The 25,355-nt window shown below is 69.1% G+C and carries 24 protein-coding genes; 12 read left to right on the top strand and 12 right to left on the bottom strand.

Going from position 1 to position 25,355, the window contains the following annotated elements:
* Positions 1-3: 3 nt before the first annotated feature.
* Together CS1GBM4_RS20835 and CS1GBM4_RS20830 are read right to left on the bottom strand one after the other, a co-directional pair.
* A complete protein-coding gene (locus tag CS1GBM4_RS20835) occupies positions 4-1,812 on the bottom strand; it encodes a GGDEF domain-containing protein (protein ID WP_186420676.1) in 1,809 nt (602 codons plus the stop codon).
* Positions 1,813-1,898: 86 nt separating this feature from the next.
* A complete protein-coding gene (locus tag CS1GBM4_RS20830) occupies positions 1,899-2,354 on the bottom strand; it encodes a Fur family transcriptional regulator (protein ID WP_186420675.1) in 456 nt (151 codons plus the stop codon).
* Between the two features lie 170 nt (positions 2,355-2,524).
* Between CS1GBM4_RS20830 and CS1GBM4_RS20825 the strand changes: the two genes are divergently transcribed.
* Genes CS1GBM4_RS20825 through CS1GBM4_RS20810 form a run of 4 tightly spaced genes read left to right on the top strand, consistent with a single transcriptional unit; the run spans position 2,525 to position 5,998 of the window.
* Positions 2,525-3,403, top strand: coding sequence for a metal ABC transporter substrate-binding protein (locus CS1GBM4_RS20825; protein ID WP_210201613.1), 879 nt, complete (start codon positions 2,525-2,527; stop codon positions 3,401-3,403).
* Positions 3,404-3,444: 41 nt separating this feature from the next.
* The gene (locus tag CS1GBM4_RS20820) at positions 3,445-4,302 is read left to right on the top strand and encodes a manganese/iron ABC transporter ATP-binding protein (RefSeq protein WP_280177742.1); all 858 of its coding nucleotides are present in this window, start codon (positions 3,445-3,447) and stop codon (positions 4,300-4,302) included.
* Positions 4,299-5,153: a metal ABC transporter permease gene (locus tag CS1GBM4_RS20815; RefSeq protein ID WP_186420672.1), complete on the top strand. Its 855-nt coding sequence runs from the start codon at positions 4,299-4,301 to the stop codon at positions 5,151-5,153. Before CS1GBM4_RS20820 ends, CS1GBM4_RS20815 begins: the two co-directional genes overlap by 4 nt.
* A complete protein-coding gene (locus CS1GBM4_RS20810; RefSeq protein ID WP_186420671.1) occupies positions 5,150-5,998 on the top strand; it encodes a metal ABC transporter permease in 849 nt (282 codons plus the stop codon). Before CS1GBM4_RS20815 ends, CS1GBM4_RS20810 begins: the two co-directional genes overlap by 4 nt.
* A gap of 17 nt (positions 5,999-6,015) precedes the next feature.
* On the opposite strand, the gene CS1GBM4_RS20805 is transcribed toward CS1GBM4_RS20810, so the two are convergent.
* Positions 6,016-6,762, bottom strand: a complete 747-nt coding sequence (locus tag CS1GBM4_RS20805; protein ID WP_186420670.1) for an enoyl-CoA hydratase-related protein — start codon at positions 6,760-6,762, stop codon at positions 6,016-6,018.
* Between the two features lie 172 nt (positions 6,763-6,934).
* Here CS1GBM4_RS20805 and CS1GBM4_RS20800 point away from each other — a divergent pair, with 172 nt between their 5' ends.
* Positions 6,935-9,010, top strand: coding sequence for a 3-hydroxyacyl-CoA dehydrogenase NAD-binding domain-containing protein (locus CS1GBM4_RS20800; RefSeq protein ID WP_186420669.1), 2,076 nt, complete (start codon positions 6,935-6,937; stop codon positions 9,008-9,010).
* Between the two features lie 118 nt (positions 9,011-9,128).
* Complete coding sequence (locus CS1GBM4_RS20795) at positions 9,129-10,313, top strand: acetyl-CoA C-acyltransferase (RefSeq protein ID WP_186420668.1); 1,185 nt, start codon at positions 9,129-9,131, stop codon at positions 10,311-10,313.
* A 113-nt stretch (positions 10,314-10,426) separates the two neighbouring features.
* On the opposite strand, the gene CS1GBM4_RS20790 is transcribed toward CS1GBM4_RS20795, so the two are convergent.
* On the bottom strand, positions 10,427-10,903 hold the full coding sequence (locus tag CS1GBM4_RS20790; RefSeq protein WP_186420667.1) for an Lrp/AsnC family transcriptional regulator: 477 nt from the start codon (positions 10,901-10,903) through the stop codon (positions 10,427-10,429).
* Between the two features lie 189 nt (positions 10,904-11,092).
* Here CS1GBM4_RS20790 and CS1GBM4_RS20785 point away from each other — a divergent pair, with 189 nt between their 5' ends.
* Positions 11,093-11,614: a cysteine dioxygenase family protein gene (locus CS1GBM4_RS20785; protein ID WP_186420666.1), complete on the top strand. Its 522-nt coding sequence runs from the start codon at positions 11,093-11,095 to the stop codon at positions 11,612-11,614.
* A gap of 40 nt (positions 11,615-11,654) precedes the next feature.
* Here the strand turns inward: CS1GBM4_RS20785 and CS1GBM4_RS20780 are convergent, their stop codons facing one another.
* Entirely contained in the window at positions 11,655-12,338 is a 684-nt protein-coding gene (locus CS1GBM4_RS20780; RefSeq protein ID WP_186420665.1) for a nitroreductase, read from the bottom strand.
* Positions 12,335-14,050 carry a lysine--tRNA ligase gene (locus CS1GBM4_RS20775; RefSeq protein WP_186420664.1) on the bottom strand — a complete coding sequence of 572 codons (1,716 nt, stop codon included), beginning with the start codon at positions 14,048-14,050 and terminating at the stop codon, positions 12,335-12,337. The genes CS1GBM4_RS20780 and CS1GBM4_RS20775 overlap by 4 nt, the downstream gene beginning before the upstream one ends.
* A gap of 259 nt (positions 14,051-14,309) precedes the next feature.
* Here CS1GBM4_RS20775 and CS1GBM4_RS20770 point away from each other — a divergent pair, with 259 nt between their 5' ends.
* The 5 genes from CS1GBM4_RS20770 (at position 14,310) to CS1GBM4_RS20750 (ending at position 19,525) form a co-directional block, all read left to right on the top strand.
* A complete protein-coding gene (locus tag CS1GBM4_RS20770; RefSeq protein WP_244607328.1) occupies positions 14,310-15,332 on the top strand; it encodes an ABC transporter substrate-binding protein in 1,023 nt (340 codons plus the stop codon).
* 196 nt (positions 15,333-15,528) lie between these two features.
* Positions 15,529-16,329: an ABC transporter ATP-binding protein gene (locus CS1GBM4_RS20765; protein ID WP_186420662.1), complete on the top strand. Its 801-nt coding sequence runs from the start codon at positions 15,529-15,531 to the stop codon at positions 16,327-16,329.
* 244 nt (positions 16,330-16,573) lie between these two features.
* Positions 16,574-17,350, top strand: coding sequence for an ABC transporter permease (locus tag CS1GBM4_RS20760; RefSeq protein WP_186420661.1), 777 nt, complete (start codon positions 16,574-16,576; stop codon positions 17,348-17,350).
* A gap of 199 nt (positions 17,351-17,549) precedes the next feature.
* Complete coding sequence (locus CS1GBM4_RS20755; protein WP_186420660.1) at positions 17,550-18,929, top strand: PLP-dependent aminotransferase family protein; 1,380 nt, start codon at positions 17,550-17,552, stop codon at positions 18,927-18,929.
* Positions 18,930-19,081: 152 nt separating this feature from the next.
* Entirely contained in the window at positions 19,082-19,525 is a 444-nt protein-coding gene (locus CS1GBM4_RS20750) for a DUF983 domain-containing protein (protein ID WP_186420659.1), read from the top strand.
* On the opposite strand, the gene CS1GBM4_RS20745 is transcribed toward CS1GBM4_RS20750, so the two are convergent.
* The 6 genes from CS1GBM4_RS20745 to CS1GBM4_RS20720 form a co-directional block, all read right to left on the bottom strand.
* Positions 19,480-20,340, bottom strand: a complete 861-nt coding sequence (locus CS1GBM4_RS20745) for a transporter substrate-binding domain-containing protein (protein ID WP_186420658.1) — start codon at positions 20,338-20,340, stop codon at positions 19,480-19,482. The genes CS1GBM4_RS20750 and CS1GBM4_RS20745 overlap by 46 nt on opposite strands.
* Positions 20,341-20,502: 162 nt before the next feature.
* Positions 20,503-21,972: a mannitol dehydrogenase family protein gene (locus tag CS1GBM4_RS20740; RefSeq protein ID WP_186420657.1), complete on the bottom strand. Its 1,470-nt coding sequence runs from the start codon at positions 21,970-21,972 to the stop codon at positions 20,503-20,505.
* On the bottom strand, positions 21,969-23,255 hold the full coding sequence (locus tag CS1GBM4_RS20735; protein WP_186420656.1) for a TRAP transporter large permease: 1,287 nt from the start codon (positions 23,253-23,255) through the stop codon (positions 21,969-21,971). Before CS1GBM4_RS20735 ends, CS1GBM4_RS20740 begins: the two co-directional genes overlap by 4 nt.
* A complete protein-coding gene (locus CS1GBM4_RS20730; RefSeq protein WP_244607327.1) occupies positions 23,252-23,734 on the bottom strand; it encodes a TRAP transporter small permease in 483 nt (160 codons plus the stop codon). The genes CS1GBM4_RS20735 and CS1GBM4_RS20730 overlap by 4 nt, the downstream gene beginning before the upstream one ends.
* 86 nt (positions 23,735-23,820) lie before the next feature.
* On the bottom strand, positions 23,821-24,804 hold the full coding sequence (locus tag CS1GBM4_RS20725) for a TRAP transporter substrate-binding protein (RefSeq protein ID WP_186420654.1): 984 nt from the start codon (positions 24,802-24,804) through the stop codon (positions 23,821-23,823).
* A gap of 92 nt (positions 24,805-24,896) precedes the next feature.
* Complete coding sequence (locus tag CS1GBM4_RS20720) at positions 24,897-25,238, bottom strand: cupin domain-containing protein (protein WP_186420653.1); 342 nt, start codon at positions 25,236-25,238, stop codon at positions 24,897-24,899.
* Between the last annotated feature and the right edge of the window lie 117 nt (positions 25,239-25,355).

The raw sequence follows: 25,355 nt of genomic DNA, 5'->3' as shown, positions 1-25,355 counted from the left end.
GGCTCAGGCCGCCCGCTCCGGCTCGCTCGCGCCGGAGGTCGCCCGAGCGCGCTCTCCGGCGACCGCGACCCGGTTGCGCCCGCCGGCCTTGGCGGCATAGAGGGCCCGATCGGCGGCCGCGATCAGGGCCTTCCAGCCGAGGCGGTCGCGACGTCCCGCCGCGACGCCGAAGCTGGCGGTGAGGCGGAGTTGCGCGCCGTCGCCGAGCATGACGGCCTCCTCGGCCAGGGTCGCGCGCAGGCTCTCCGCAATCCGCGCGAGCACGGCGGTGCCCGTGCTCGGCAGCACGATGGCGATCTCCTCGCCGCCATAGCGCATGACGAGATCGTGCTTGCGGACCGATTCCGCCACCAGCCCCGCCACCGCGCGCAGCGCCGTATCGCCCGCGACATGGCCATGGGTGTCGTTGATGTCCTTGAAACGGTCGATATCCATCAGGATCAGGCCGACCTCGTCCGGAAAACCGGCGAAGTCGGGGTCGTCCTGGCCGAGGCGATCGAAGGCGTGCCGATTGAGGAGGCCGGTCAGCGAATCGGTCTCGGCCTGCACCCTGAGCCGTTCGGTCAGCCGCAGGCGCTCGCGCAGCTTCCGACGCAGGATTTCGAGCGCGGCGAACAGTTCGCGGATCTCGCCGCCCTGGCGGCCGATGCGCACTTCGGTGTCGAGGCCGCGCTCTTCCGCGAGCGCGACGACGTGATCGCGGGCCTGGAGCAGCGGCCTGAAGATCCGGCGCCGGGCCGCCATGAGCAGCAGCAGGTTCGTCAGGACGATGAGCACGGTGAAGGCGGCGACGGCCTGGAGCCACCGGGCGCTGGCCTGCCGGGCCGCCTTCGCATCGGCCAGCATATCGTCGAGGAAGCTGTCGCGCAGCCGCTCCAGCGGCGCCATGGACGGCACGTAGCGCAGGGTCATGGCTTCGGTGGTGACCGAATAGCGGCCCGAGCGGCCTTCCGTGGTCAGTCGCGCGATCAGATCGAGGCCACCGCCGAAATAAAGGCTGTGCGCCTCCCACAGCGCCTCGTGCAGCCCGACCGCGTCGGCCTGAAGCGCCAGCTGACGCTCGAGTGACTGCCAGATCTGCAGGATGCGGCCGCGGGTGAGGACGAGCTCGTCGTGAGCGGCGGCCGAGAGCGGCTCCCGGGCGGCGATCGAGGGGGCGAGCAGGGAGCCCATGCGGCCGGCATGCTCGCGCAGGTCCCCGAGCATCTGCCCGGTCAGCGCCTGCCCGGCCAGCGCCCCGTCCCGCAGCGTGAGATCGACCATGGCCGCGGTCACGACCGGGCGCATGGCATCGACGACTTCGAACATGCCGGCGATGACGCCGCGGATGTCGGCGCTGCTGCGCTCGGCGAGGGGACGTGCGGCCAGCCGATCCGCCGCGCTTCGTGCCTCGGCGAGGCGCAGGCGGACGCCCGCCAGACTGTCGCCGGGGGCGAGCTCGTGTTCGGACGGGGTCGCCGCCTGCTGAGCGACCTCGGCCAGAGCGCGGTCGCTCAGCAGGCGGAACTCGGCGAGCTTGCGGCGAGCCGGCGTATCGGGCGCCGGCTCCTCGCCGAGCACGCTGTTCATCGGCCCGCGCTCGGCGGAGAGGCGGTTGGCGGCGGTCAGGACCTGCCGGTAGGCCGTCAGCGCCTCGACATTGCGGCTGGCCCGGACATGGTCGCCGCCGAGGATCGCGAGCAGGCCGAGCGCCAGCATCAGCGACAGCGCGAGCAGGAGCATGCAGCCAAGGACGAGCTTGGTGTCGAGGCCGGCGCCAGGCCGCAGGCGAATGGCGACTGGCGCCTCGAAGCGATTGCTCAAAACCGACACGCGTTTGGGACCGGCAGGCTGCCGTTGGGTGAGCTATCGAATCGGCGCCTTGACATTCGGTAAACCCGGCGCGGCCGAAACGAGGTTCAGCTCTGCGTCCGCTTGCGCCCGGCCGGCTTGTCGAGCTTCCGGCCATAGAGCTCCAGCCTGTGCCGGACGATCTCGTAGCCGAGCTTGGCGGCGATCTTCGCCTGGAGTTCCTCGATCTCGGGTGAGGAGAACTCGATCACCTCGCCGCTGTCGATGTCGATCAGGTGGTCGTGATGGGCCTGGTCGGCGTGTTCGTAGCGCGAGACGCCGTCCTCGAAAGCATGACGCTCGATCGCGCCCTGCGTCTCCAGCACCTTCATCGTGCGGTAGACGGTCGAGAGCGAGAGCGTCGGGTCGTGCGCGAAGGCGCGCGTGAAGATGCACTTGGCGTCGGGATGGTCGTCGGCCTCGGCCAGCACGCGCAGGATCAGCCGGCGCTGCTGGGTCATGCGCAGCCCCGCCTTGCGGAGCTGGAGCTCGAACGCCTCCACGCGGTGGTCGATTCCCTTCATGCCCGAGAGAGGTAGCAACGCTGAGAGGCATTTGCAAAAACGACTTATCGCAATTCATTTGCAATTGCGTTGACAAATGCAAGTGCGTTGCAATAGCGTAAGGTCGTTCCTGCCTCGCTTTCGGAGAGACCATGTCGCCGCGCCGCCGCTTCCTCGGACTTGCCGTCGCCATGCTGGCAGTCGGCGCCACCGTTTCCGGCGGAGGCGCCTTCGCCCAGGCCGCGCCGGGCAAGACCCTGCGCGTCGTCACGACCTTCACGGTGATCCAGGACATCGCCCGGAACGTCGCCGGCACGGCGGCGACCGTCGAATCGATCACCCGGCCCGGCGCCGAGATCCACGATTACCAGCCGACGCCGGGGGATGTGGTGAAGGCGCAGTCGGCCGACTTGGTGCTCTGGAACGGCATGAACCTGGAGCGCTGGTTCGAGCGGTTCTTCGACAATGTGAAGAACGTCAGGAGCGCGGTGGTGACCGAGGGCATCGCGCCCATGGGCATCAAGGAGGGGCCCTATGAGGGCAAGCCGAACCCGCATGCCTGGATGTCGACCGGGAACGCCCTGATCTATGTCGAGAACATCCGCAAGGCGCTCAGCGAGGCCGATCCGGCCAATGCGGCGATCTATGCCGCGAACGCCGCGGCCTATGCCGCGCAGATCAAGGCCATGGACGCGCCCCTCCGGGCTCGGCTCGACAAGGTGCCGCCCGAGAAGCGCTGGCTCGTCTCGAGCGAGGGCGCCTTCAGCTATCTGGCCCGCGATTACGGCTGGCGGGAGGCCTATCTCTGGCCGATCAACGCCGACGAGCAGGGCACGCCGCAGCAGGTGCGCCGCCTGATCGACCTCGTCCGCAAGAACAAGATCCCGGCCGTGTTCAGCGAGAGCACGATCTCGGACCGCGCCGCCAGGCAGGTCGCGCGCGAGACCGGGGCCAAGTATGGCGGCGTTCTCTATGTCGACTCGCTCTCCGATGCGCGCGGCGCCGTGCCGACCTATCTCAGGCTGCTCGAGGTCACCGTCGACACGATCGCGAAGGGGTTCGACCAGTGAACCGGCAGGACGCCGGGACATTCCGGGAGCCGACGCCGTCGATCGTCGTCAGCGGCGTCACGGTCCGCTACGCCAACGGCGTGACTGCGGTGAACGACGCCTCCTTCGCGCTCGGCCCCGGCACGATCTGCGCGCTGGTCGGCGTCAACGGCTCCGGCAAGTCGACGATCTTCAAGACGCTGATGGGCTTCCTGAAGCCCGCGCAGGGTCTGGTCGGCATCGCCGGCATGGAGGTGCGCCAGGCGCTGAAGCACGGCCTCGTCGCCTATGTGCCGCAGGCCGAGGAGGTCGACTGGACCTTCCCCGTGCTGGTCGACGACGTCGTGATGATGGGCCGCTATGGCCATATGGGCTTCATGCGCCTGCCGCGGCGGGCGGATCGCGAGGCGGCCGAGCTGGCGCTCGAACGGGTCAACATGCTGGAATTCCGCCGCCGCCAGATCGGCGAGCTCTCCGGCGGCCAGCGCAAGCGCGTCTTCCTCGCCCGCGCGCTCGCGCAGGGCGGGCAGGTGATCCTGCTCGACGAGCCTTTCACCGGCGTCGACGTCAAGACCGAGGACCAGATCGTCGCGCTGATGCGCGAGCTCAGGGCCGAGGGGCGGCTGATGCTGGTCTCGACCCATAATCTCGGCTCGATCCCCGACTTCTGCGACCAGGTGGTGATCATCAACAGGACGGTGCTCGCCGCCGGGCCGACCGAGACCACCTTCACCCAGGACAATCTGCAGAAGGCCTTCGGCGGCGCGCTCCGGCATTTCCGCCTCGAAGGCGCCAGCCTGCATGCCGACGCCGACGACCGGCGCGTCACCGTGATCACCGACGACGAGCGCCCGCTCGTGTTCTATGGCGAGCGGAACCGGGAGAAGCCCGCCGCCGGCAGGAAGGACGAGCGGCCGTGATCGACCTCCTGCTCGAACCCTTCGGCTACCAGTACATGGTCAAGGCGATCTGGGTCTCGGCGCTGGTCGGCGGCGTCTGCGCCTTCCTGTCCTGCTATCTGATGCTGAAGGGCTGGTCGCTGATGGGCGACGCGCTCGCGCATGCGATCGTGCCCGGCGTCGCGCTCGCCTATCTCCTGAAGCTGCCCTATGCCGCCGGCGCCTTCCTGTCGGGGCTGCTCGCGGCGCTCGCCATGGCGCTGGTCCGGGTGCGCACGCAATTGCGCGAGGACGCCGTGATCGGCATCGTCTTCACCAGCTTCTTCGCCGTCGGCCTGATGATCGTCTCGATCAACCCGACCTCGGTCAACGTGCAGTCGATCGTGCTCGGCAACATCCTCGGCATCTCCGACGAGGACGTGGCCCAGGTGGCGATCATCGCCTTCGTCTCGCTGACCGTCCTGCTGCTGCGCTGGAAGGACCTGATGCTGGTCTTCTTCGACGAGAACCAGGCGCGCGCGGTCGGCCTCTCGCCGACGCGGCTCAAGATCCTGTTCTTCGTGCTGCTCAGCGCCTGCACGGTCGCGGCGCTGCAGACGGTCGGCGCCTGCCTCGTCATCGCCATGGTGGTGACGCCGGGCGCGACCGCCTATCTGCTGACCGACCGCTTCGGCCGGCTGATCGCGATCGCCGTGGCGATGGGGATCGTGACCTCGGCGGTCGGCGCCTATCTCAGCTATTTCCTCGACGGCTCGACCGGCGGGCTGATCGTGGTGTTCCAGACGGCGCTGTTCCTCGCCGCCTTCCTGTTCGCGCCCAGGCATGGCCGCCTCGGCGCGCGCCGGGCCGCCGGCAGGGGAGCGCCGGCATGAGCCTGATCCAGAGCTGGCTGCTCGCCCCTTTCGCGCATGAGTTCATGCTGCGCGGCCTCATCGTGGCGGTGATGGTCGGCCTGGTCTGCGCCGTGCTGTCCTGCTTCCTGGTGCTGAAGGGCTGGTCGCTGATGGGCGATGCGGTCTCGCATGCGGTGCTGCCCGGCATCGTGCTGGCCCATATCGCGAGCCTGCCGCTGGCGCTCGGCGCCTTCGCCGCCGGCCTCGCCTGCGCCTTCGGCATCGGCTACCTCCGGGAGAACAGCCGGGTGAAGGAGGATACGGTGATGGGCATCGTCTTCTCCGGCATGTTCGCGCTCGGGCTCGTGCTCTTCGTCAAGGTCGACAGCGACCAGCACCTCCTGCACATCCTGTTCGGCAACATGCTCGGCGTGGCCTGGGCCGACATCGTGGAGACGGCGCTGATCGCGCTGCCGGTCACCGCCATCATGCTGCTGAAGCGCCGCGACTTCCTGCTGCATGCCTTCGACCCGGCGCATGCGCGGGCCATCGGCCTTCCGGTCAGGGCGCTGCATTTCGGCCTGCTCGCCATGCTGGCGCTGACGATCGTCGCGGCCCTCAAGGCGGTCGGCATCATCCTGGTGGTGGCCATGCTGGTCGCGCCGGGCGCGATCGGCTATCTGACGACGCGCCGTTTCGACGTGATGCTGCTGATCGCGATCGCGGCGGCGGTCGCGTCGAGCGTCGCCGGCACGATCCTGAGCTTCCATCTCGACGTCGCCACCGGTCCCTGCATCGTCGTGGTGCAGGCGTCGGTCTTCGCGCTGGCGCTGCTGCGCAATGTCGTCGCGGCGCGCCGGCGGGTGACGCCGCGGCCGGCCTGAGCCGCCCTGCCAAACCCTCAGCGTCTGGTCAGGAAGGCGGCGAAGGCGGCCTGCGCCTCGGCCGACATCAGCCGCTCGCCGAAATGGCGCGCCTCGGTCGCGATCGTCTCGGCCACGGCGGCGGCGCCGCCGCGCTTGAGCAGCGACTTCGTCAGGGCGACGGATTGCGGCGGCAGCGCCGCCAGTGCCCTGGCCTTCTCCAACGCGGCCGCGAGCGCGCCGCCCTCCGCGGTGACGTCGTTGACCAGCCCGGCCTCGCGCGCCTGCTCGGGACCGAAGGGCTCGCCCAGCATCAGCAATTCGGCGGCGCGCTTCGAGCCTGCGATCAGCGGCAGGAGATAGCTCGAACCGCCCTCCGGGCAGAGGCCGAGCGTGACGAAGGGCAGGCGGAAGCTCGCGCCGCGCCCGGCATAGGCGAGGTCGCAATGCAGCAGCATGGTCGTGCCGATGCCGACGGCGAAGCCCTCGACCGCGGCGACGATCGGCTTCCTCGCGGTCGAGATCGCGGTCAGGAAGTCGATGGCGACGCGCGGGCCGTCCAGGCCGCCGGCGGCGAAATCCTTGATGTCGTTGCCGCTGGTGAAGCAGCCGCCCGCGCCGGTGAGCACGATGACCCGGACCGCAGCGTCGGCATCCGCGGCGGCGAGCGCGTCGATCAGCCCCTGATAGGTGGCGCGGTCGAGCGCGTTGCGCCGCTCGGGCCGGCTCATGGTGATCTGCCTGACGCCCTCGGCCGGGGTCTCGCTCAGAACGGTCTCGCTCATGCCTCGCCTCTGTCGTGTCGCCGCCCGGCGGGAGCGGCGGCAGACGATGGGGGAGGGGATGGAGCCGGTCAAGGAAGCGGGCGCGAGGCGGGCGTTGCGGCGCCCCCTTCGTTATTTTAAGCTTCAACTAATTGCATGCGCGGCGACTGCGCCGACAGAGGGTGGAGACCAGATGCCGACCGTCACGCTAGCCCGCCATGGAGAGGTGGCGGTCGCGACTCTCGACAATCCGCCCGTCAACGCCCTGTCCGCGACGCTCCGTGGCGATCTCGCCGCCGCCGTGGTGCAGGCGATGGCGGATCCGGCGGTGACGGCCCTGGTCATCGCCGCGCGAGGCAAGGCCTTCATCGCCGGCGCCGACATCAGCGAGTTCGGCAAGCCGCCGGTGGCGCCGCTGCTGCCCGAGGTGCTCGAGAGCGTCGAGAACGCCGGAAAGCCGGTGGTCGCGGCGATCGAGGGCGTCGCGCTGGGCGGCGGGCTCGAGGTCGCGCTCGCCTGCCATGGCCGCGTCGCGTCCCCCGCCGCCAAGCTCGGCCTGCCCGAGATCAAGCTCGGCCTGATCCCCGGCGCCGGCGGAACGCAGCGTCTGCCGCGGCTGATCGGGGCGGCGGCGGCCTTTCCGATGATGCTCTCGGGCGAGCCGATCCCGGCGCAGAAGGCGCTGGCGCTCGGGCTGATCGACAGGCTGGTCGAGAGCGACGCCGTCGGAGCCGCCGTGGCGCTGGCGCGGGAACTGGCGGCCAGGGGGGCGCCGGCGAAGACCGGCGGGCGCACCGACCGGCTGACGGCCGCCGACCGCGAGGCCTTCGAGGCGCTGGCCAAGGAGGCGCTGGCGAAATCCGGCGAGATGCCGAACGTCCCGGCGCTGGTCGAGGCGGTGCGCGGCGCCTTCACCCTGACGCTCGCCGAGGGCCTCGCCAGGGAACGGGCGCTGTTCGTCGCGCTCGTCGCCGACGAGCGCTCGAAGGCGCTGCGCTACGCCTTCTTCGCCGAGCGCGAGGCGGCGAAGGTGCCCGGCATCGACGACAGCGTGAAGCCGCGCCCGATCGCCCGCGCCGCGGTGATCGGCGCCGGGACCATGGGCGGCGGCATCGCCATGTGCTTCGCCAATGCCGGCATCCCGGTGACGCTGATCGAGACCTCGCAACAGCAGATCGACAAGGGCCATGCCCGGGTGCGCGACACCTATGGCTTCTCGGTGAAGCGCGGTTCGATGAGCGAGGAGGCGCGCGAACGGCGCATGGCCCTGATCACGCCGGCGGTCGGGCTCGCCGCCGCCGCCGAGGCGGACATCGTGATCGAGGCCGCCTTCGAGGAGATGGGCGTCAAGCGCGAGATCTTCGGCGCGCTCGACAGGATCGCGAAGCCGGGCGCGATCCTCGCCAGCAACACCTCCTATCTCGACCTCGCCGAGATCGCCGCCGCCACGAGCCGGCCGGCCGATGTGCTCGGCATGCATTTCTTCAGCCCGGCCAATGTGATGAAGCTGCTCGAAATCGTCCGCCCGGCCGGTGTCGCCGCCGATGTGGTGGCGACCGCGATCGCGCTCGGGCGCCGGCTCGGCAAGGTGCCGGTCGTGGTCGGCAACGGCTTCGGCTTCGTCGGCAACCGCATGCTGGAGGCGCGCACCCGCGCCGCCGAGCGCCTGCTCGTCGCGGGCGCGCTGCCGCATGAGGTCGACGCGGCGCTGACCGGCTTCGGCTTCAAGATGGGGCCCTTCGCGATGTCCGACCTCGCCGGCAACGACATCGGCTGGCGCAGCCGCAAGGCGCGCGGCAAGAGCGCGGCGGTGGCGGATGCGCTCTGCGAGCGCGGCTGGTTCGGCCAGAAGACCGGGCGCGGCTATTATCGCTACCCGGGCGGCGCGCGGACGGGCGAGCGCGATCCCGAGGTCGAGGCGCTGATCGCCGAGGTCTCGGCCAGCAAGGGCGTGTCGCGGCGCAGCTTCACGGCTGAGGAGATCCTGGCGCGCCTGCTCGACCCGATGGTCAACGAGGGCGCACGCATCCTGGAGGAGGGCGTCGCGACCCGCGCCGGCGACATCGATACGGTCTGGCTCAACGGCTACAACTGGCCGGCCTGGCGCGGCGGGCCGATGCACTGGGCCGAGAGCGTCGGGCTCGACGTGATCGTCCGGCGGCTGGAGCGGCAGGCCAGGGAGAGCGGCGATGCCTCGCTCGAACCGGCGCCGCTGTTGCGCCGGCTCGCCGCCGAGGGCAAGGGTTTCTTCGCGGTGCGGGCCATCTGACACGACCCGTCGTCCGGGCTCCCGGCTGGATCGCGGGGCTCCGCCTCGCCCCGTCCGGGACGGCCGGCGCGTTTGATCGAAGATCGCCGCACGACGATTACAGAGGATTGCTGAACTCATGACCGAAGCCGTCATCGTCTCGACCGCCCGCACGCCGATCGGCAAGGCCCATCGCGGCGCCTTCAACCAGGTCCGCGGCGCCGACATGGCCGCCCATGCGATCAGGCACGCGATGGCGCGGGCGAAGCTGGAGCCGGAGGCGGTCGAGGAGGTTGTGCTGGGCTGCGGCTATCCGGAAGCGGCGACCGGCCTCAACGTCGCCCGCCACGCGGCGCTGGTCGCCGGCATCCCGGTGCAGTCGGCCGGCGTCACGGTGAGCCGCTTCTGCGCCTCGGGGCTGGAGGCGATCGCGCATGCGGCGCGGCGCGTGGTGATGGACGGCGTGCCGGTCGCGGTCGCCGGCGGCGTCGAGTCGATCTCGCTGGTGCAGCCGGTGACGCGGCGCGACCTCGCGATGAACGACTGGCTCACCGCCAACAAGCCGACGATCTACACGACGATGATCGAGACCGCCGACATCGTCGCCGAGCGCTACGGCATCTCGCGCCAGGCGCAGGACGAGTTCTCGCTGGAGAGCCAGCGCCGCACGGCCGCCGCGCAGCAGAGCGGCCTGTTCGACGACGAGATCGTGCCGATGAGCGCGGTGATGGCCGTCACCGACAAGGCGACCGGCGAGGTCCGCCAGGCGCAGGTCACGCTGTCGAAGGACGAGGGCAATCGCCCCGAGACGACGCTGGAGGCGCTGCTCAAGCTCAAGCCGGTGCGCGGCGAGGACAAGTTCGTCACCGCCGGCAATGCCAGCCAGCTCTCGGACGGCGCCTCGGCGAGCGTGGTGATGTCGGCGCTGGAGGCCGGGCGCCGCGGGCTGGAGCCGCTCGGCATCTTCCGCGGCTTCGCCGCGGCCGGCTGCGAGCCCGACGAGATGGGCATCGGCCCGGTCTTCGCCGTGCCGAGACTGCTCGCGCGCAACGGGCTCACGGTCTCCGACATCGACCTCTGGGAGCTGAACGAGGCCTTCGCCTCGCAGTCGCTCTATTGCCGCGACACGCTCGGCATCGACCCCGACAAGGTCAACGTCAATGGCGGCGCGATCGCGATCGGCCATCCATTCGGCATGAGCGGGGCGCGGCTCGTCGGCCACGCGCTGCTGGAAGGCCGCCGGCGCAAGGCGCGCTATGCGGTCGTCACCATGTGCGTCGCCGGCGGCATGGGCTGCGCCGGCCTGTTCGAAATCAACCGGTAGCGCTGCCGTCATGGTCGGGCTTGTCCCGACCATCCATGTCTTCGCTTCACTGATCGAATGTGGTGTTCGAGACGCGGATGCTCGCCACAAGGGCGAGCATGACGACAAGGTGATCACCCTTCCGCGGCGAAGCCGAGGGGGATCGCCGTGGTCGATTTCAGCTCCTCCATGGCGAACATGGAGGTGACGTCGCTGAGCTCGATGCGCGAGATCAGCTTCTTGTAGAGCGCGTCATAGGCGTCGATGTCGCAGACATAGGCCTTGAGCAGATAGTCGATGTCGCCGCTCATCCTGTAGAAGTCGACGATCTCGGGCAGATCGTGCACGGCGGCGTGGAAGCGCTCCAGCCACTCCATCGAATGGCGCGCCGTCTTCACCGCGATGAAGACGGTGACGCCTGCCTTCAGCCTGGTGCGGTCGAGCAGCGCGACCCGCTTCCTGATATAGCCGGCGGCATCGAGCTTCTGGATGCGGCGCCAGCAGGGCGTCGGCGACAATCCGACGGCCTCGGCGAGTTCCGCCAAAGGCCTGCTGGCGTCCTCCTGCAGCAGCGCAAGGATGCGCAGGTCGAAGGCGTCGAGCCTGGCCATGGTGCTCCTCGCTCAGATCGGAATTGAGTCTCGATCGGAGGCACTTTCCAGGAATCAGGTACTCATATCAAGGTAAGAATGAGCATCAGTTTCCAATTTTTCCCGTTTTTGCCGCGAGATTGCAAACCATTGCCGGCCCCCTCGGCCTACCATGCCTGCCGTCATCGATCATGGCGGGAGGCAGGGGACATGCAGGGTTTTCTCGGCGAGGAGCGGCGCGGGGCGGTGCTGAACGCGCTGCGGACCCATGAGGGAACCTGCTCGCGCGATTATCTCGCCGCGGCCCGCAGCGTCCTCACCGAGCTCGTCGCCGTTCCCGAATTAATCCAGCGCCTGCCGCTGCTGCGCAAACCGGGCGGCTACACCCGCAACCTGCTCGCCGGCAACGAGGCCGTCAGCGTCTGGGCGATGGTCTGGGGCGAGGGCGCCACGACCTCGATCCACGATCATCACTGCTCATGCTGCTTCGGCCTGGTCGCGGGCACGCTGTCGGAAACCTGGTACCGCGCGATCGATGCGAAACGCGCCATGGCGACCGAGGAGCACGCCCGCCAGGCCGGCTATGTCGCCTGCATGCTGCCGACCGGCCCGAACATCCACCGCATGCAGAATCGCGGCCCGGGCGAGGCGATCTCGATCCACATCTACGGCTACGACCACCAGCTCCAGGAAAGCTCGATCGAGACCGAATACGTGGCGGTCGCAGGCTGAAAGCGGGCGGCCGTCTTTCCGCGTAAAGTCAGCGCTCGTCCTAATCCAGCCAGCTGGTGAAGGCCTCGACCGGCTCGCGCTCCGGCACCAGCCGGTTGGCCGGCGCGTCCGGATCGGCCTTGCCGAGCGCGATGCCGCAGACCACCACTTCGCTCTCGGGAATGGAAAGCTCCCGGCGCACGATTCCGTGGAAGCTGGCGAAGATCGCCTGCGGGCAGGAATCGAGGCCATGCCCCTGCGCCGCGATCAGCAGGGTCTGGATGAAGCCGCCGAGATCGAGCCAGGAGCCGATCTCGAGGTCGCGGTCGATGGTCAGCATCAGCGCGACCGGCGCGCCGAAGAAGCGCAGATTCGCCTCGGTCTGGCGGCGCATGCCGGCATGGTCGCCCCTGGCGACGCCGAGCAGGCCGTAGAGGTCCCAGCCGACCTTGCGGCGGCGCGAGAGATAGGGCTCGCGGAAGACGGCCGGGTAGTAGCGGTATTCCTCCTCGCGCGGGGAGGGGTCGTCGAGCGCGGCGACCAGCGCCGCCTCCAGCCGGGCACGGGCCTGCGGGCCGAGCACGCGCACGCGCCAGGGCTGCATGTTGGTGCCGCTCGGCGCCTGCGCCGCCAGCTCGATCAGGCGGCGCACCAGGGCGGGGTCGACGGCGTCGGGCAGGAAGGCGCGGACGGCGCGGCGGCCGGTGATGGCGCGTTCGACCGCCTCAGCCGCCGCTGTACTCATGCGCTGATCGGCTGCCGGGCCGCCAGGAAGGCCTCATGCTCGCGGATCAGGCCGCCGTCGAGCGCCTTGGCGATCAGCCTGCGGGTATTGTCGAGGCCGTAGATCGCGGCGAAGGAGCCGAAGCGCGGGCCCTGATCCTCGCCGAACATCACCTGGTAGATCGCCTTCCACCAGTCGCCGGAGACGCCGGGCCGCTCGGGCGTCGCGCCCTTGGCGGCGAGGTTCTGGTAGCGCGGGATGGCGCGGGCGACGTCCAGCGCCGCATCCTGCACGCTCTCGGCGCTCGCACCCGCCGGCAACGCGGCGAGCGCGGCGTCGAGCGCCGCGAAGGCGGCGCGCTCGGTTTCATCGGCAGGGCGATAACGCTTGGCCGGCTTCACGAAGTCGCGGAAATAGGCGAGCGCGTAGCCGACGAGCGCATCGAGCCGCGGATGGGTCGCAGGCGAGATGCCGGGCGCATAGCGCTGCAGGAAGCCCCAGAGCACGCCCTTGTCCTCCGAATTCGCGACGGCGACGAGGTTCATCAGCAGCGAGAACGAGATCTGGGTACGCACCGCATTGTCGCCGGAGCCGCTGGCGATCACCTCCGGCTGCGGCGGCGTTCCGGCATGGATGTGCCAGACCGGGTTGCCGAGCCGGTTCTTCCAGTCCTGCCGCTCATAACCGCCGAGGAACTGCAGGTAATCGTCGACCGCGCGCGGGATCACGTCGAAATGCAGCTTCTTGGCCTCGCGCGGGCGCGCATACATGAACAGCGCCAGCGATTCCGGCGGGCCGTAGCTCAGCCATTCCTCGATGGTCAGGCCGTTGCCCTTCGACTTCGAGATCTTCTGGCCCTGCTCGTCGAGGAAGAGCTCGTAGTTGAAGCCTTCCGGCGGCGTGCCGTCGATGGCGCGGGCGATCTGCGAGGAGACCTTGACCGAGTCGATCAGGTCCTTGCCGGCCATCTCGTAATCGACGCCGAGCGCGACCCAGCGCATCGCCCAGTCAGGCTTCCACTGCAGCTTGGCGTGTCCGCCCGTGACCGGCGTGGTGAAGCGCTCGCCCGTCGCCGGATCGCTCCAGGTGATGGTGCCGGCCTCGACGTCGCGGGCCTCGATCGGCACCTGCATGACGATCCTCGTCTTCGGGTGGATCGGCAGGAAGGGCGAATAGGTGGCGGCGCGCTCCTCGCGCAGGGTCGCCAGCATGATCGACATGATCTTGTCGAAGCGGGCGAGCATCCTGAGCAGGGTCGCGTCGAACTCGCCGGCGCGATAGGCGTCGGTCGAGGACTTGAACTCGTAGTCGAAGCCGAACTGGTCGAGGAAGGCGCAGAGCCGGGCATTGTTGTGGCGGCCGAACGAATCGTGCGTGCCGAACGGGTCCGGCACTTCGGTCAGCGGCTTGCCGAGATGCTGCGCCAGCAGCTCCCTGTTCGGAACGTTGTCCGGGACCTTGCGCAGCCCGTCCATATCGTCCGAGAAGGCGATCAGCCGGGTCGGGACGGCGTCGTCCGTCAGCACGCGAAAGGCATGGCGCACCATCGAGGTGCGCGCGACCTCGCCGAAGGTGCCGATATGCGGCAGGCCGGACGGGCCGTAGCCGGTCTCGAACACCACCTCGCGCTTGCCCGATTTCTGCAGCCGCGCGACGAGCTTCTTGGCTTCCTCGAACGGCCAGGCGGCCGAGACGCGGGCGGCTTCGATCAGCGCGGGTTCGAAAGCGGGCATTTGGGCTTGAGGTCTCGCTGGAAGGGCAGGGAAGGGCGCGGTTTCGCAGATATGGGCTGATGGTGCAACAGCGGCGGCGCGGCCTGCCGGCAGGATGGAAAACGCCTGCTCAAAAAAGCGGCAGACAACCCGGGCCGGTCGATTGACCCCCAAATGGGCCCTCGCTAGCGTCGCCGGACAACATAAGCAGGGGTCGGCTTCGATGTTTCGTGATGTGACGTGGAGCAAGTCCGGCTCGCAGCGGGCCGGCGGTGGCTTGGTGCGGGCATTCAGCCGCCGGGCCGCGCTGGCGGGCGCGGCGGCGCTGGCCCTGGGAGCGGTGACTCCGGCACAGGCGCAGACGGCGGTGAAGTTCACGCTCGACTGGGTGTTCCAGGGCCCGACTTCGCCCTTCCTGGTCGCGCTGGAGAAGGGCTACTACAAGGCCGAGGGGCTCGACGTCACCATGGACCCCGGCCAGGGCTCGGCCGGCGCGGTCCAGCGCGTCGCCACCGGCGCCTACGACATCGGCTTCGCCGATGTGAACTCGCTGATCGAATACAACGTCAAGAACCCCGGCAAGGAGATCCTCTGTGTCTTCATGGCCTATGACTTCCCGCCCTTCGGCGTGCACACGCTGAAGAAGACCGGGATCGCCAAGCCGGCCGATCTCGCCGGCAAGAAGCTCGGCGCGCCGGTGTTCGACGCCTCGTTCCGCCTGTTCCCGGCCTTCGCCAAGAAGGTCGGCGTCGACGCCAAGACCGTGCAGCACGTCAACCTGACGCCGCAATTGCGCGAGCAGTCGATGGTGCAGGGCACGGTCGACTTCATCAGCGGCCATTACTTCTCGTCGGTGCTCGACCTGAAGGCGCGCGGCGTGAAGCAGGAGGACATCGTCTCCTTCAACTACTCCGACTACAAGATGGACGTTTACGGCAACGGCATCATCGTCTCGCCGGCCTTCGCCGAGAAGCCCGAGGCGGTGAGGGGCTTCCTGCGCGCCACCGCCAAGGCCTGGAAGGAGGTCGCCGCCAATCCGGCCGTCGGCCTCGCCGCGGTGAAGAAGCGCGACCCGCTGATCGACGAGAAGCTGGAGGCCGAGCGCCTCGACATGTCGCTGAAGATGAACGTGCTGACACCCTATGTGAAGGCGAATGGCATGGGTGATGTCGACCCGGCCCGCTTCGCGCGCTCGGTCGTCGACGTCGCCGACGCCTTCGGCCTGCCCTCGGCGCCGGCGCCGGAGAAGGTGTTCTCGAACAAGTACCTGCCGCCCAAGGCGGAGCGCATGGTCGCGCCGTGAGGTTGTTCCAAAGGGTCGTGAAGGGCGCGGGGAACCCTTCTCCCGTGTGGGAGAAGGGCAGGGATGAGGGCCTGCGCTTTCCGCAGAAGGCTCAACGGCTCCTTTGCGTTCCAATAATCAGCGGCGGTCCCTCACCCCTGCCCCTCTCCCATCCGGGAGAGGGGTTCCCCGCGCCTCACCTGTGATGACGCCTTCCATGCCGGCTTCCACCGACACGCCCCTCGTCGAACTGCGCAAGGTCAGCCTCGCCTATGGCGGCGGTGCCTCGCGCATGCTGGCGCTGGAGGATGCGACGCTCGACATCGCCAAGGGCGAATTCATCGCGGTGGTCGGCCCGTCCGGCTGCGGCAAGTCCACGCTGATGAAGCTGGTCACCGGCCTGCTGCCTCCGAGCGGCGGCGAGATCCGGGTTCACGGCCAGCCGGTCGAGGGTCCGATCCGCGGCGTCGGCATGGCCTTCCAGGCGCCGACGCTGATGCCGTGGCGCACGACGCGCGACAACATCCTGCTGCCTCTCGAAGTGGTCGAGCCGCACAAGCGCCGCTTCCGGGCGAACAAGGCCGAGTACATCGAGCGCGTCGAGACGCTGCTCGCCTCGGTCGGCCTCGGCGGTTTCGGCGACAAGTTCCCCTGGCAGCTTTCCGGCGGCATGCAGCAGCGCTCCAGCCTGTGCCGGGCGCTGGTGCACGAGCCCGAGATCCTGATGCTCGACGAGCCCTTCGGCGCGCTCGACGCCTTCACGCGCGAGGAGCTCTGGGGCGTGATGCAGGCGCTCTGGCTGGAGCGGCGCTTCACGGCTGTTCTCGTGACGCACGACCTGCGCGAGGCGGTCTATCTCGCCGACACCGTCTATGTGATGAGCCGCCGGCCCGGGAGGATCGTCAAGATCCGCAAGGTCGAGCTGCCGCGCCCGCGCACGCTGGAGACCACCTTCACCGCCGAATTCGTCGACATCGTTCACGAGCTGCGCGAGCGCATCCACATGGAGCATGCGTGATGTCAGGGCGATCGGACGCAGGTGTCGCGCGTTCCCTTCCCCCCGCTTGCGGTGGGGAAGGGATAGGGATGGGGGGCCGGAAAGCCGGACGCTTCATTCGTTCATCGAAGCGCCGAGCGGGGCTGCCCCCCCCCCCACCCTCCCCACCGCAAGCGGGGGGAGGGCTTGAGCACTCCAGGGGCCGCGAAAAAATCCTGTATCCGGCTGCGCTGGGCTTGATGCGCGCCCCGGCAGGACCAAGACAATGACTGACCGTCAGCGCTCTTTGCTCCTCGTCGCCATGCCCTGGCTCGCCATGGCCGGGCTGCTGCTGGTCTGGGAGCTCGCCTGCATCGTCTTCGACGTGCCGGAGATCCTGGCGCCGAAGCCGACCCGCATCTTCGAGGTGATGCTCCAGCGCTGGGACATCCTGCTGAAGTTCTGCCTGGAGACGCTGTGGACGACGGCGATCGGCTTCCTGCTGGCGATCGGCTTCGGCGTGCTGCTCGGCCTCGCCATCGGCGCCTCGCCCTTCATCTATTCCGGCCTCTACCCGCTGCTGATCGCCTTCAACGCCGTGCCCAAGGTCGCGATCGTGCCGATCCTGATGATCTGGCTCGGCGTCGGCGCCCTGCCGGCGATCATCACCGCCTTCGTCATCTCCTTCTTCCCGATCGTCGTGAACGTCGCGACCGGCCTCGCCACGATCGAGCCGGAGATGCGCGACGTGATGCGCTCGCTCGGCGCCAGCCAGTGGGAGATCCTGACCAAGGTCGGCGTGCCCCGCGCCATGCCCTATCTCTTCGCCAGCCTGAAGGTCGCGGTGACGCTCGCCTTCATCGGCTCGGTGATCTCCGAGACGGTCGGCGGCAATCGCGGCATCGGCTTCCTGATGCTGTCGGCGGGGGCGCGCAACGATTCCGCCACGACCTTCGCCGGCCTCTTCGCCATCGCGATCATGGGCATCCTGATGTATGCCGCCTGCGCGCTGGTCGAGCGGCGGATGACGCGCTGGGCGTTCAGGGGCGAGATCGTCGGCTGAGGGGGGTCGACCTCTCCCGTCATTGCGAGGAGCGAAAGCGACGAAGCAATCCAGAAGGCACAGAGCTCTACGTCTCCCCTGGATTGCTTCGCTACGCTCGCAATGACGACTCATATCGGCGCGCTCTCCTAGTGACATCGCGGTCTTGCAACAATATACAGTCAATCCATTCAGTGCTGCGCTTCCACGGATCGCCTCGATGGACTGGCTCCCCGACCTGACCCAGAGCGACAGGCCGCGCTATCTCGCCATCGCCGACCGCATCGCCGCCGACATCGCTTCGGGGGCGCTTGCGGCCGGTGACAGGCTGCCGCCGCAGCGGCGGCTGGCCGGGGCGCTCGCCCTCGACTTCACCACGGTGGCACGCGGCTATGTCGAGGCTCAGCGCCGGGGGCTGGTCGAGTCGCGAGTCGGGCAGGGGACCTTCGTCAGGGCCGCGCCGGCCGGAGCCGCCGCGTCGCGGGCTTCCTCGCCGGAGCTGGTGGACCTTTCCATGACCCTGCCGCCGGAGCCGGACGATCCGGCGCTGATCGCCCGGCTGCGGGAGGGGATGGCGGAGGTCGGCGAGCGGCTGGTCGGCCTGCTGCGCTACCAGCCGCTCGGCGGCTCGCCCGCCGACAAGGCGGCGGCCGGGCTGTGGCTCGCCCGGCGCGGGCTGGCGCCGGTGCCCGAGCAGCTTTTCGTCGCGCCCGGTGCGAATGCGGCGCTGCTGGCGATCCTGAGCAGCCTCGCCCGGCCGGGCGATACGGTGCTGTGCGAGGCGCTGACCTATCCCGGCATCCGCTCGATCTGCGCGCAGCTCGGCCTCTCGCTCGCCGGCTTGGCGATGGATGGCGAGGGTCTCGATCCAGAGGCCTTCGGAGCGGCCTGCGCGCGCCTGAAGCCGAAGGCGCTCTACCTCAATCCCGTCTTGCAGAATCCGACGACGATCACCATGCCCGAGCGGCGGCGCGTGGAGATCGTAGCGGTCGCCCGCCGCCATGGCGTGGCGATCATCGAGGACGATGCCTATGGCTTCCTGCCCCGGCAGGCGCCCGCCCCCTTCGCAGCGCTCGCGCCCGAGCTGAGCTGGCACATCGCCGGCTTGTCGAAATGCCTCGGGGCCGGGCTGCGGCTCGCCTATGTCGTCGTGCCGGACATCCGCTCCGGCTGGTCCTTCGCCGCGGCCCTGCGCGCCGGCAGCATCATGGCCTCGCCGCTGACCGCCGCGCTGGCGACGGCCTGGATCGAGGACGGCAGCGCCGATGCGCTGCTCGGCTTCGTGAGGACGGAGACGGCGGCGCGGCAGCAGCTGGCCGCCGGAATCCTGCCGGCGGGCTGCTGTCGCGCCGATCCGCTGAGCTTCAATCTCTGGCTCGAATTGCCGCCGCCCTGGACCCGCGCTGCCTTCGTCGGGCAGATGCAGGCGACCGGGATCGGCATCGTCGCCAGCGATGCCTTCGCGGCGAAGGGGCCGGCGCCGGAGGCCGCGCGGATCTGCCTCGGCGGGCCGATCGGCCGCAAGGCGCTCCGCGACGGGCTCGCCTATATGGCGCATGCGCTGGAGCATGCGCCGGAAGCGGGCGCCGGCGCGCTCTGACGGCGCGGCCGCGTACCCTTCGGACCGGCGGCGAAACCGGTGTCGACATGCGCGCGTTGCCTTCATGATGCGTCAAACTGTGCCTTTGAATGCAATCATATTGGGGTCTATATGCATTCAATCTCAGGCCGCAGCTTCGACGGGAGAACGACATGGCAGATCAGCATTGGCCGGCGCTGTCTCCGCTCGAGACCGGGCTGCGCGGGCGCTGTCCGCGCTGCGGCCAGGGCAAGCTGTTCGACGGCTTCCTGACGCTGAAGCCGCGCTGCGAGTCCTGCGGGCTCGACTATTCCTTCGCCGATCCGGCGGACGGCCCGGCCTTCTTCGTGATGATGTTCGTCTGCGTGCCGGCGGTCGCCTTCCCGCTCTGGCTGGAGCTGAGCTACAACCCGCCGACCTGGGTGCATCTGGTGACGACCCTGCCTTTGGTGCTGCTCACCTGCATCCCACCCCTGCGGCCGCTGAAGGGCTGGCTCGTCGCCTCGCAGTATTTCTACAAGGCCGAGGAGGGGCGGCTGGCCAAGCCGACGGCGTCGGCGGAGGACGAGGCTCAGAACGGGCTCACCGGGAAGAACCGGATGAACAGCCTGGCATAGGTGCCGTCGTCCCAGAGGCCCTGCAGCGCGTAGTCGATGGCGCGCTTCAGAGCGAGGTCGTCCTTGCGCAGCAGGAAGCCGATGCCCTCGCCGAAATAGCGCGCCTCGAGATAGGGGCCGCCGGCGAAGGCGAATTCGCTGCCGCCGCGCCCGGCGATCGCCAGGGCCAGCGAAACCCCGTCTCCGAAGATATATTCGGCATCGCCGCTGCGCAGCAGTGCGATGGCGGCCTGCAGATCCGGCGCGGTGCGGCGCTGGATGAACGGGGCGAGGCGCTCGAGGAAAGCCTCGTGGGCCGTGCCCGAGACGACCGCGACGCGGGTGCCGCGCAGGGCGACCAGTTCGAGGTCGGCCCTGGCGTTGCCGCGCGTCGTCAGCAGGCGGGCGGGCGAGCGATGATAGATCTGGCTCGCCGCGAAGCGCGAGCGCAGCTCGCCGGTGACCGGAATGGCGGCGGCGAGCACGTCGCCGCGGCCCTCGGCCAGCGAATCCAGCAGGGTGTCGTAGCGGCGCGCCTGGACGGTGCAGCTCAGGGCCAGCTTCTCGCAGACCGCGCGGGCGAGCTCGACCGAAAAGCCGGTGACGCCGCCCTCGGGCGTGGCGAAATGCATCGGCGGGAAATCGTCGTCGGTGAGGAAGCGGATCACCCGCGGCGGGCCGGGATCGGGCCGCTCGACCCGGACGTTCGGATCCCAGTAGTTCGGCACGACATAGGTCGACGCCGGCTGCGGCTGGGCGTTCGCGCCGCCCGGGGGCAGGAGCAGCAGCGCGGCGAGGGCGCTCGTGATCAGGGCGTTGGCGAAGCGGGCGATCATCCCGGCATCTGGCGTCAGGCCGGGGCACGGATCAAGGGCAGAGGCGCGTCGTTCTCGGGCGAAGCGAAGCGCAGACCCGCGAATCTCCTAACCGGAGGGCGCCGATGGGTGCCTCTTCCGGCCCGAGATGCTCGGGTCGAGCCCGAGCATGACGAGCCTCTCTCACCCCAGCGCGGCCGCCGTCGCCTTCGCGCCCGTCCGGAACAGGCTGTCGAGATGGCCGGCCACGGCCCGCGTGAAGCGTGTTTCCCGCGGCAGGTCGTCGCCGAAGATCGCCCCGATGCCGAACAGGGCCGCGCTCAGCGCCACGGCGTCGCGGCCCAGCGCCTTGGCGCGGATCGCGAATTCGCCCGCGAGCGGATCGCGCACATCGATCGGCTGCCCCTTCTCGTCGGTGCCGGTGACATAGGCCATCCAGGCGGCGACGCCGAGCGCGAGATGATCGATCGGGGCGCCGGCCTTCAGCCGCTCGCGGACAGTGCCGAGCAGGCGCTGCGGCAGCTTCTGCGAGCCGTCCATGGCGATCTGCCAGGTGCGGTGCCTGATCGCCGGGTTCCGGAAGCGGGCGAGCAGGTCGCCGGCATAGGCCTCGAGGTTGACGCCCTGCGGGGCCGGCACGGTCGGGATGATCTCGGCCCAGAGCCCCTGCAGGAAGCGGGCGAAGACGGGATCGCCGCTCGCCGCCGCAACCGTCTCGTGGCCGGCGAGATAGCCGAGATAGGCCAGGCTCGAATGCGCGCCGTTGAGCATGCGCAGCTTCATGAACTCGAAGGGGGCGACCTCCGACACCATCTGCGCGCCGACCTTGTCCCAGGCCGGGCGCCCCGCCGCGAACACGTCCTCCACCGCCCATTGCCGGAAGGGTTCGCCGATCACGGGAGCGGCGTCGTCGAGCCCGAGCAGTTCAGCGACCTCGGCGATGTCGGCTTCCGTCGTCGCAGGCACGATGCGGTCGACCATGGTCGAGGGGAAGGCGCCGTTGGCCTCGATCCAGGCCGCGAGCGCATCGTCACGCAACGCCGCGAAGTCGCGCACCAGCCCGGCGAGGACATGGCCGTTGGACGGGAGGTTGTCGCAGCAGAGCGCGGTGAACGGGCCGAGCCCCGCGGCGCGGCGGGCGGCGAGGCCGGCGACGATCAGGCCGATGGCCGAGCGCGGCGCGTCGGGCTCGGCGAGGTCGTGAACGATGTCGGGATGGTCGGTCCTGAGCCTGCCGGTCGCCGGATCATGGCAATAGCCCTTCTCGGTGACGGTGAGCGAGACGATCCTGGTCTCGGGTGCGGCGAGCCGCGCGACCAGCGCCCGCGGGTCCTCGGGGGCGACGAGCACGTCGAGCACCGAGCCGATGACGCGCAGCTGCGGGCCGGCGGGGGCACGCTTGAGGAAGGTGTACAGCCCGTCCTGGGGCTTCAGCCGGTCGCGCTGGTCGGGCCGTTGCAGGCTGGCGCCGACGATGCCCCAGGCGCCGAATCCGGTCTCCAGCGCATCGTCGGTGAACTCGCAGAGATGGGCGCGGGCGAAGGCGCCGAGGCCGAGATGGACGATGCCGGGCCGGAGCTCGCCGCGGTCATAGCCCGGCCGCCTGACGGAGGCCGGAAGGGAGGCGAGGGCGGCGGAGGACAGACGGGTCAATGGAACAGCCTCGGCAGCCAGAGGGAGATGCCGGGCACATAGGTCACCAGCAGCAGCACGGCAATGGAGGCGCCGTAGAATGGCCAGATCGAGCGCATCGCCTCCCCGATCGAGATGCGTCCTACGGCGCAGCCGACGAAGAGCACCGCGCCGACCGGCGGCGTGCACAGGCCGATGCCGAGATTGAGGATCAGGATCGCGCCGAAATGCACCGGGTCCATGCCGAAGGCCGTCACCACCGGCAGGAAGATCGGGGTGGTGATGATGATCAGCGGCGACATGTCCATGAAGGTGCCGAGGAACAGCAGCAGCAGGTTGATCAGCAGGAAGATCACGATCGGATCGTTCGAGATCGAGCGCATGAAGGCGACCATCGCCGCCGGCACCTGGAAGAAGGCGAGCAGCCAGCCGAAAGAGGCGGCGCAGCCGATTACCAGCAACACCATGGCGGTGGTGCGCACGGCCGCGAAGGTCGCCTCCTTGAACTCGGAAAGGCTCATGCCGCGATAGACGACGATGGTCACCAGCAGCGCGTAGACCGAGGCGATGCAGGAACTCTCGGTGGCCGTGAAGACGCCGGAGCGTACGCCGCCGAAGATGATGCCGATCAGGACGATGCCGGGCAGAGCCGAGACGCCGTAGACCGCGACGGTGCGCCAGCCCGGGAAGGGCTCGGCCGGATAGCCGCGCCGCCTGGCGACCAGCCACGTCGTCACCATCAGCGCCGCGGCGAGCAGCAGGCCGGGAACGATCCCGGCGGTAAAGAGGTCGGCGATCGAGATGCTGCCGCCCGCCGACAGCGAGTAGATGATCATGTTGTGCGAGGGCGGGATCAGCAGCGCGATGATCGCCGAGCTGACGGTGACGTTGACGGCGAAGCCGGTGTCGTAGCCGCGCTTCTGCATCTGCGGGATCATCAGCCCGCCAATGGCCGAGGCGTCGGCGACGGCAGAGCCCGAAATGCCGCCGAACAGGGTCGAGGCGGCGATGTTCACCTGGCCGAGGCCGCCGCGCATATGGCCGACCAGCGAGCCGGCGAAGCGCACCAGCCGCTCGGCGATGCCACCGCGGATCATCAGGTCGCCGGCATAGATGAAGAAGGGGATCGCCATCAGCGAGAAGACGCTGATGCCGGAGTTCAGCCGCTGGAACACCACGAGCGGCGGAATCCCCATGTAGACGACGGTCGCGAGCGAGGCGGCGCCGAGGCAGAATGCGATCGGCGTGCCGATCAGCAGCAGGATGACGAAGCTGCCGAACAGGATGATCAGCTCAGGGCTCATGCGTTGGTTCCGTCATCCCGGCCGGTGGCGAGGGCGATGAGGTGCTCGACCGTGAAGAAGGAGATCAGCGCTCCGCCGCCGAGCAGCGGCATGAAGTCGATGCCGCCGGGCCAGCCGAGGATCGGGATGGTCGCGGTCCAGGTGCCGACGACGAGATCCCAGCCATACCAGGTCATGGCGAGGCCGAAGGCGAGCACGACGAGGTGGCTGATCGCCGCCATCGTCTTCGCCGGCAGCCCGGGCAGGGCGTGGCGCAGGATGTCGAAGCCGAGATGATAGCTTTCGCGGACGCCGACGGCGGCCCCGAGCAGGATGAACCAGCCCATGAGCTGGATCGAGAGCGCCTCGGTCCAGGTCGGCGTGCTGTTGAGGACATAGCGGCCGAAGACCTGCCAGGTGACCGCTATGGTCATCAGGACGAGACCGATGCCGGAGGTCCACAGCGCCAGCGTGGCGAGCGTCTCCGAAACTCTTCGCAATGGGCTGCCCATGATGGCGGCGTCCTCGCACGGGGAATGGCGACGGGCCGGGCGCGGCGGCGCCCGGCCCGCTTCGGCTCAGGCGTTCACTTCACCGCCTGGATCGCGGCGACCATGTCCTTGAGCTTCGCATCGGTGACGAACTTGTCGTAGACCGGCTTCATCGCCTCGATGAAGGGCTGCTTCTCGACCGTGTTGATCTGGGCGCCGCCGGCCTTGACCTTCGCTTCCGAGGCCTTCTCGCGCGCATCCCAGAGCTCGCGCATCTTGGCGACCGATTCCTTGGCCGCGGCCTTGATCAGCGCCTGGTCGGCGGCGGGGAACTTGTCGAAGCTCTTCTTCGACATGACCAGCACCTCCGGCGAGAGCGAGTGCTCGGTCTGCGAATAGAACTTCGCCACCTCGTAGTGCTTGGTCGATTCATAGGAGGGCCAGTTGTTTTCTGCGCCGTCGATGACGCCGGTCTGCAGGCCGGAATAGACCTCGCCGAAGTTCATCGGCGTCGCGTTGGCGCCGAGCGCCGAGACGAGCGAGACGAACATGTCCGACTGCTGGACGCGGATCTTCAGGCCCTTCATGTCGGCCGGGCTCTTGATCGGGCGCTTGGAATTATAGAACGAGCGCGAGCCGGAATCGTAGAAGGCGAGGCCGATCAGTTCGTGCTTCTCGAATTCCTTCAGCAGGTTGTCGCCGATCGGACCGTCCATCACCTTCCGCATGTGCTCGACCGAGCGGAAGATGAAGGGCAGCGAGGGCACGTTCGTCGCCGGGATCAGGTTGTTGAACGGCGCCATGTTGATGCGGTTCATGTCGATGACGCCGAAGCGCGTCTGCTCGATGGTGTCCTTCTCCTGGCCGAGCTGGGCCGAGTGGAAGACGTTGATCTTGATCCGGCCGTTGCTGCGCTGCTCGAGCAGCTGGCCCATGTATTTGACGGCTTCGATGGTCGGATAGCCGTCCGGGTGGATGTCGGTCGAGCGCAGGGTGACGTTCTGCGCCTGCGCCGAGGTGGCGAGCAGCACGGCGAAGGCGACGCCGGCGAGCGCGGAAAAATTCCGTCGATTGAGCATGGTGTTGTCCTCTCCCAAAATGTCGCCGGCTTATTCCGGTCGTTCTTGTCCCCTGGCGGGAGCTGCGTCGGCACGGCCGCCGCAGCGGTCTCTCACAAAAATTCCGTCCGCATCGGCGTGAAGGAATCGATCAATTGCCCGGCCTCGACGGCGACGACGCCGTGGACGAGGTTCCCGGGCACGAAGAAGCTGTCGCCGGCTGAGAGCCGCTCGGTCCTGCCGTCGATGGTGACGTCGAAGACGCCGCTCTCGACATAGGACGCCTGGCGGTGCGGGTGCTGATGCGCCTTTCCGATCGCGCCCTTCTCGAAGGCGACGCGCACCACCATCAGGTCCGGGCCATAGGCCATGATCTTGCGCTTCACGCCGGGCTCGGTCGGCTCCCAGGCGATCTTGGCGTCATGCTGGAAGAAGGAGTTGAGACGATCGGTCATGGTTGGCGCGACCTTCTCCCTCCCCCCGCTTGCGGTGGGGAGGGCTGGGGTGGGGGGCAGCGCCGCTCGGCGCGACGATTCAGGATGGCGCTTCGGCTTTCCGAACCCCCCCCCCCC

The organism is Allobosea sp. CS1GBMeth4, from assembly GCF_900185715.1.
Taxonomy (GTDB): Bacteria; Pseudomonadota; Alphaproteobacteria; order Rhizobiales; family Beijerinckiaceae; genus Allobosea.
This window is presented reverse-complemented; position numbering and strand designations above follow the sequence as displayed.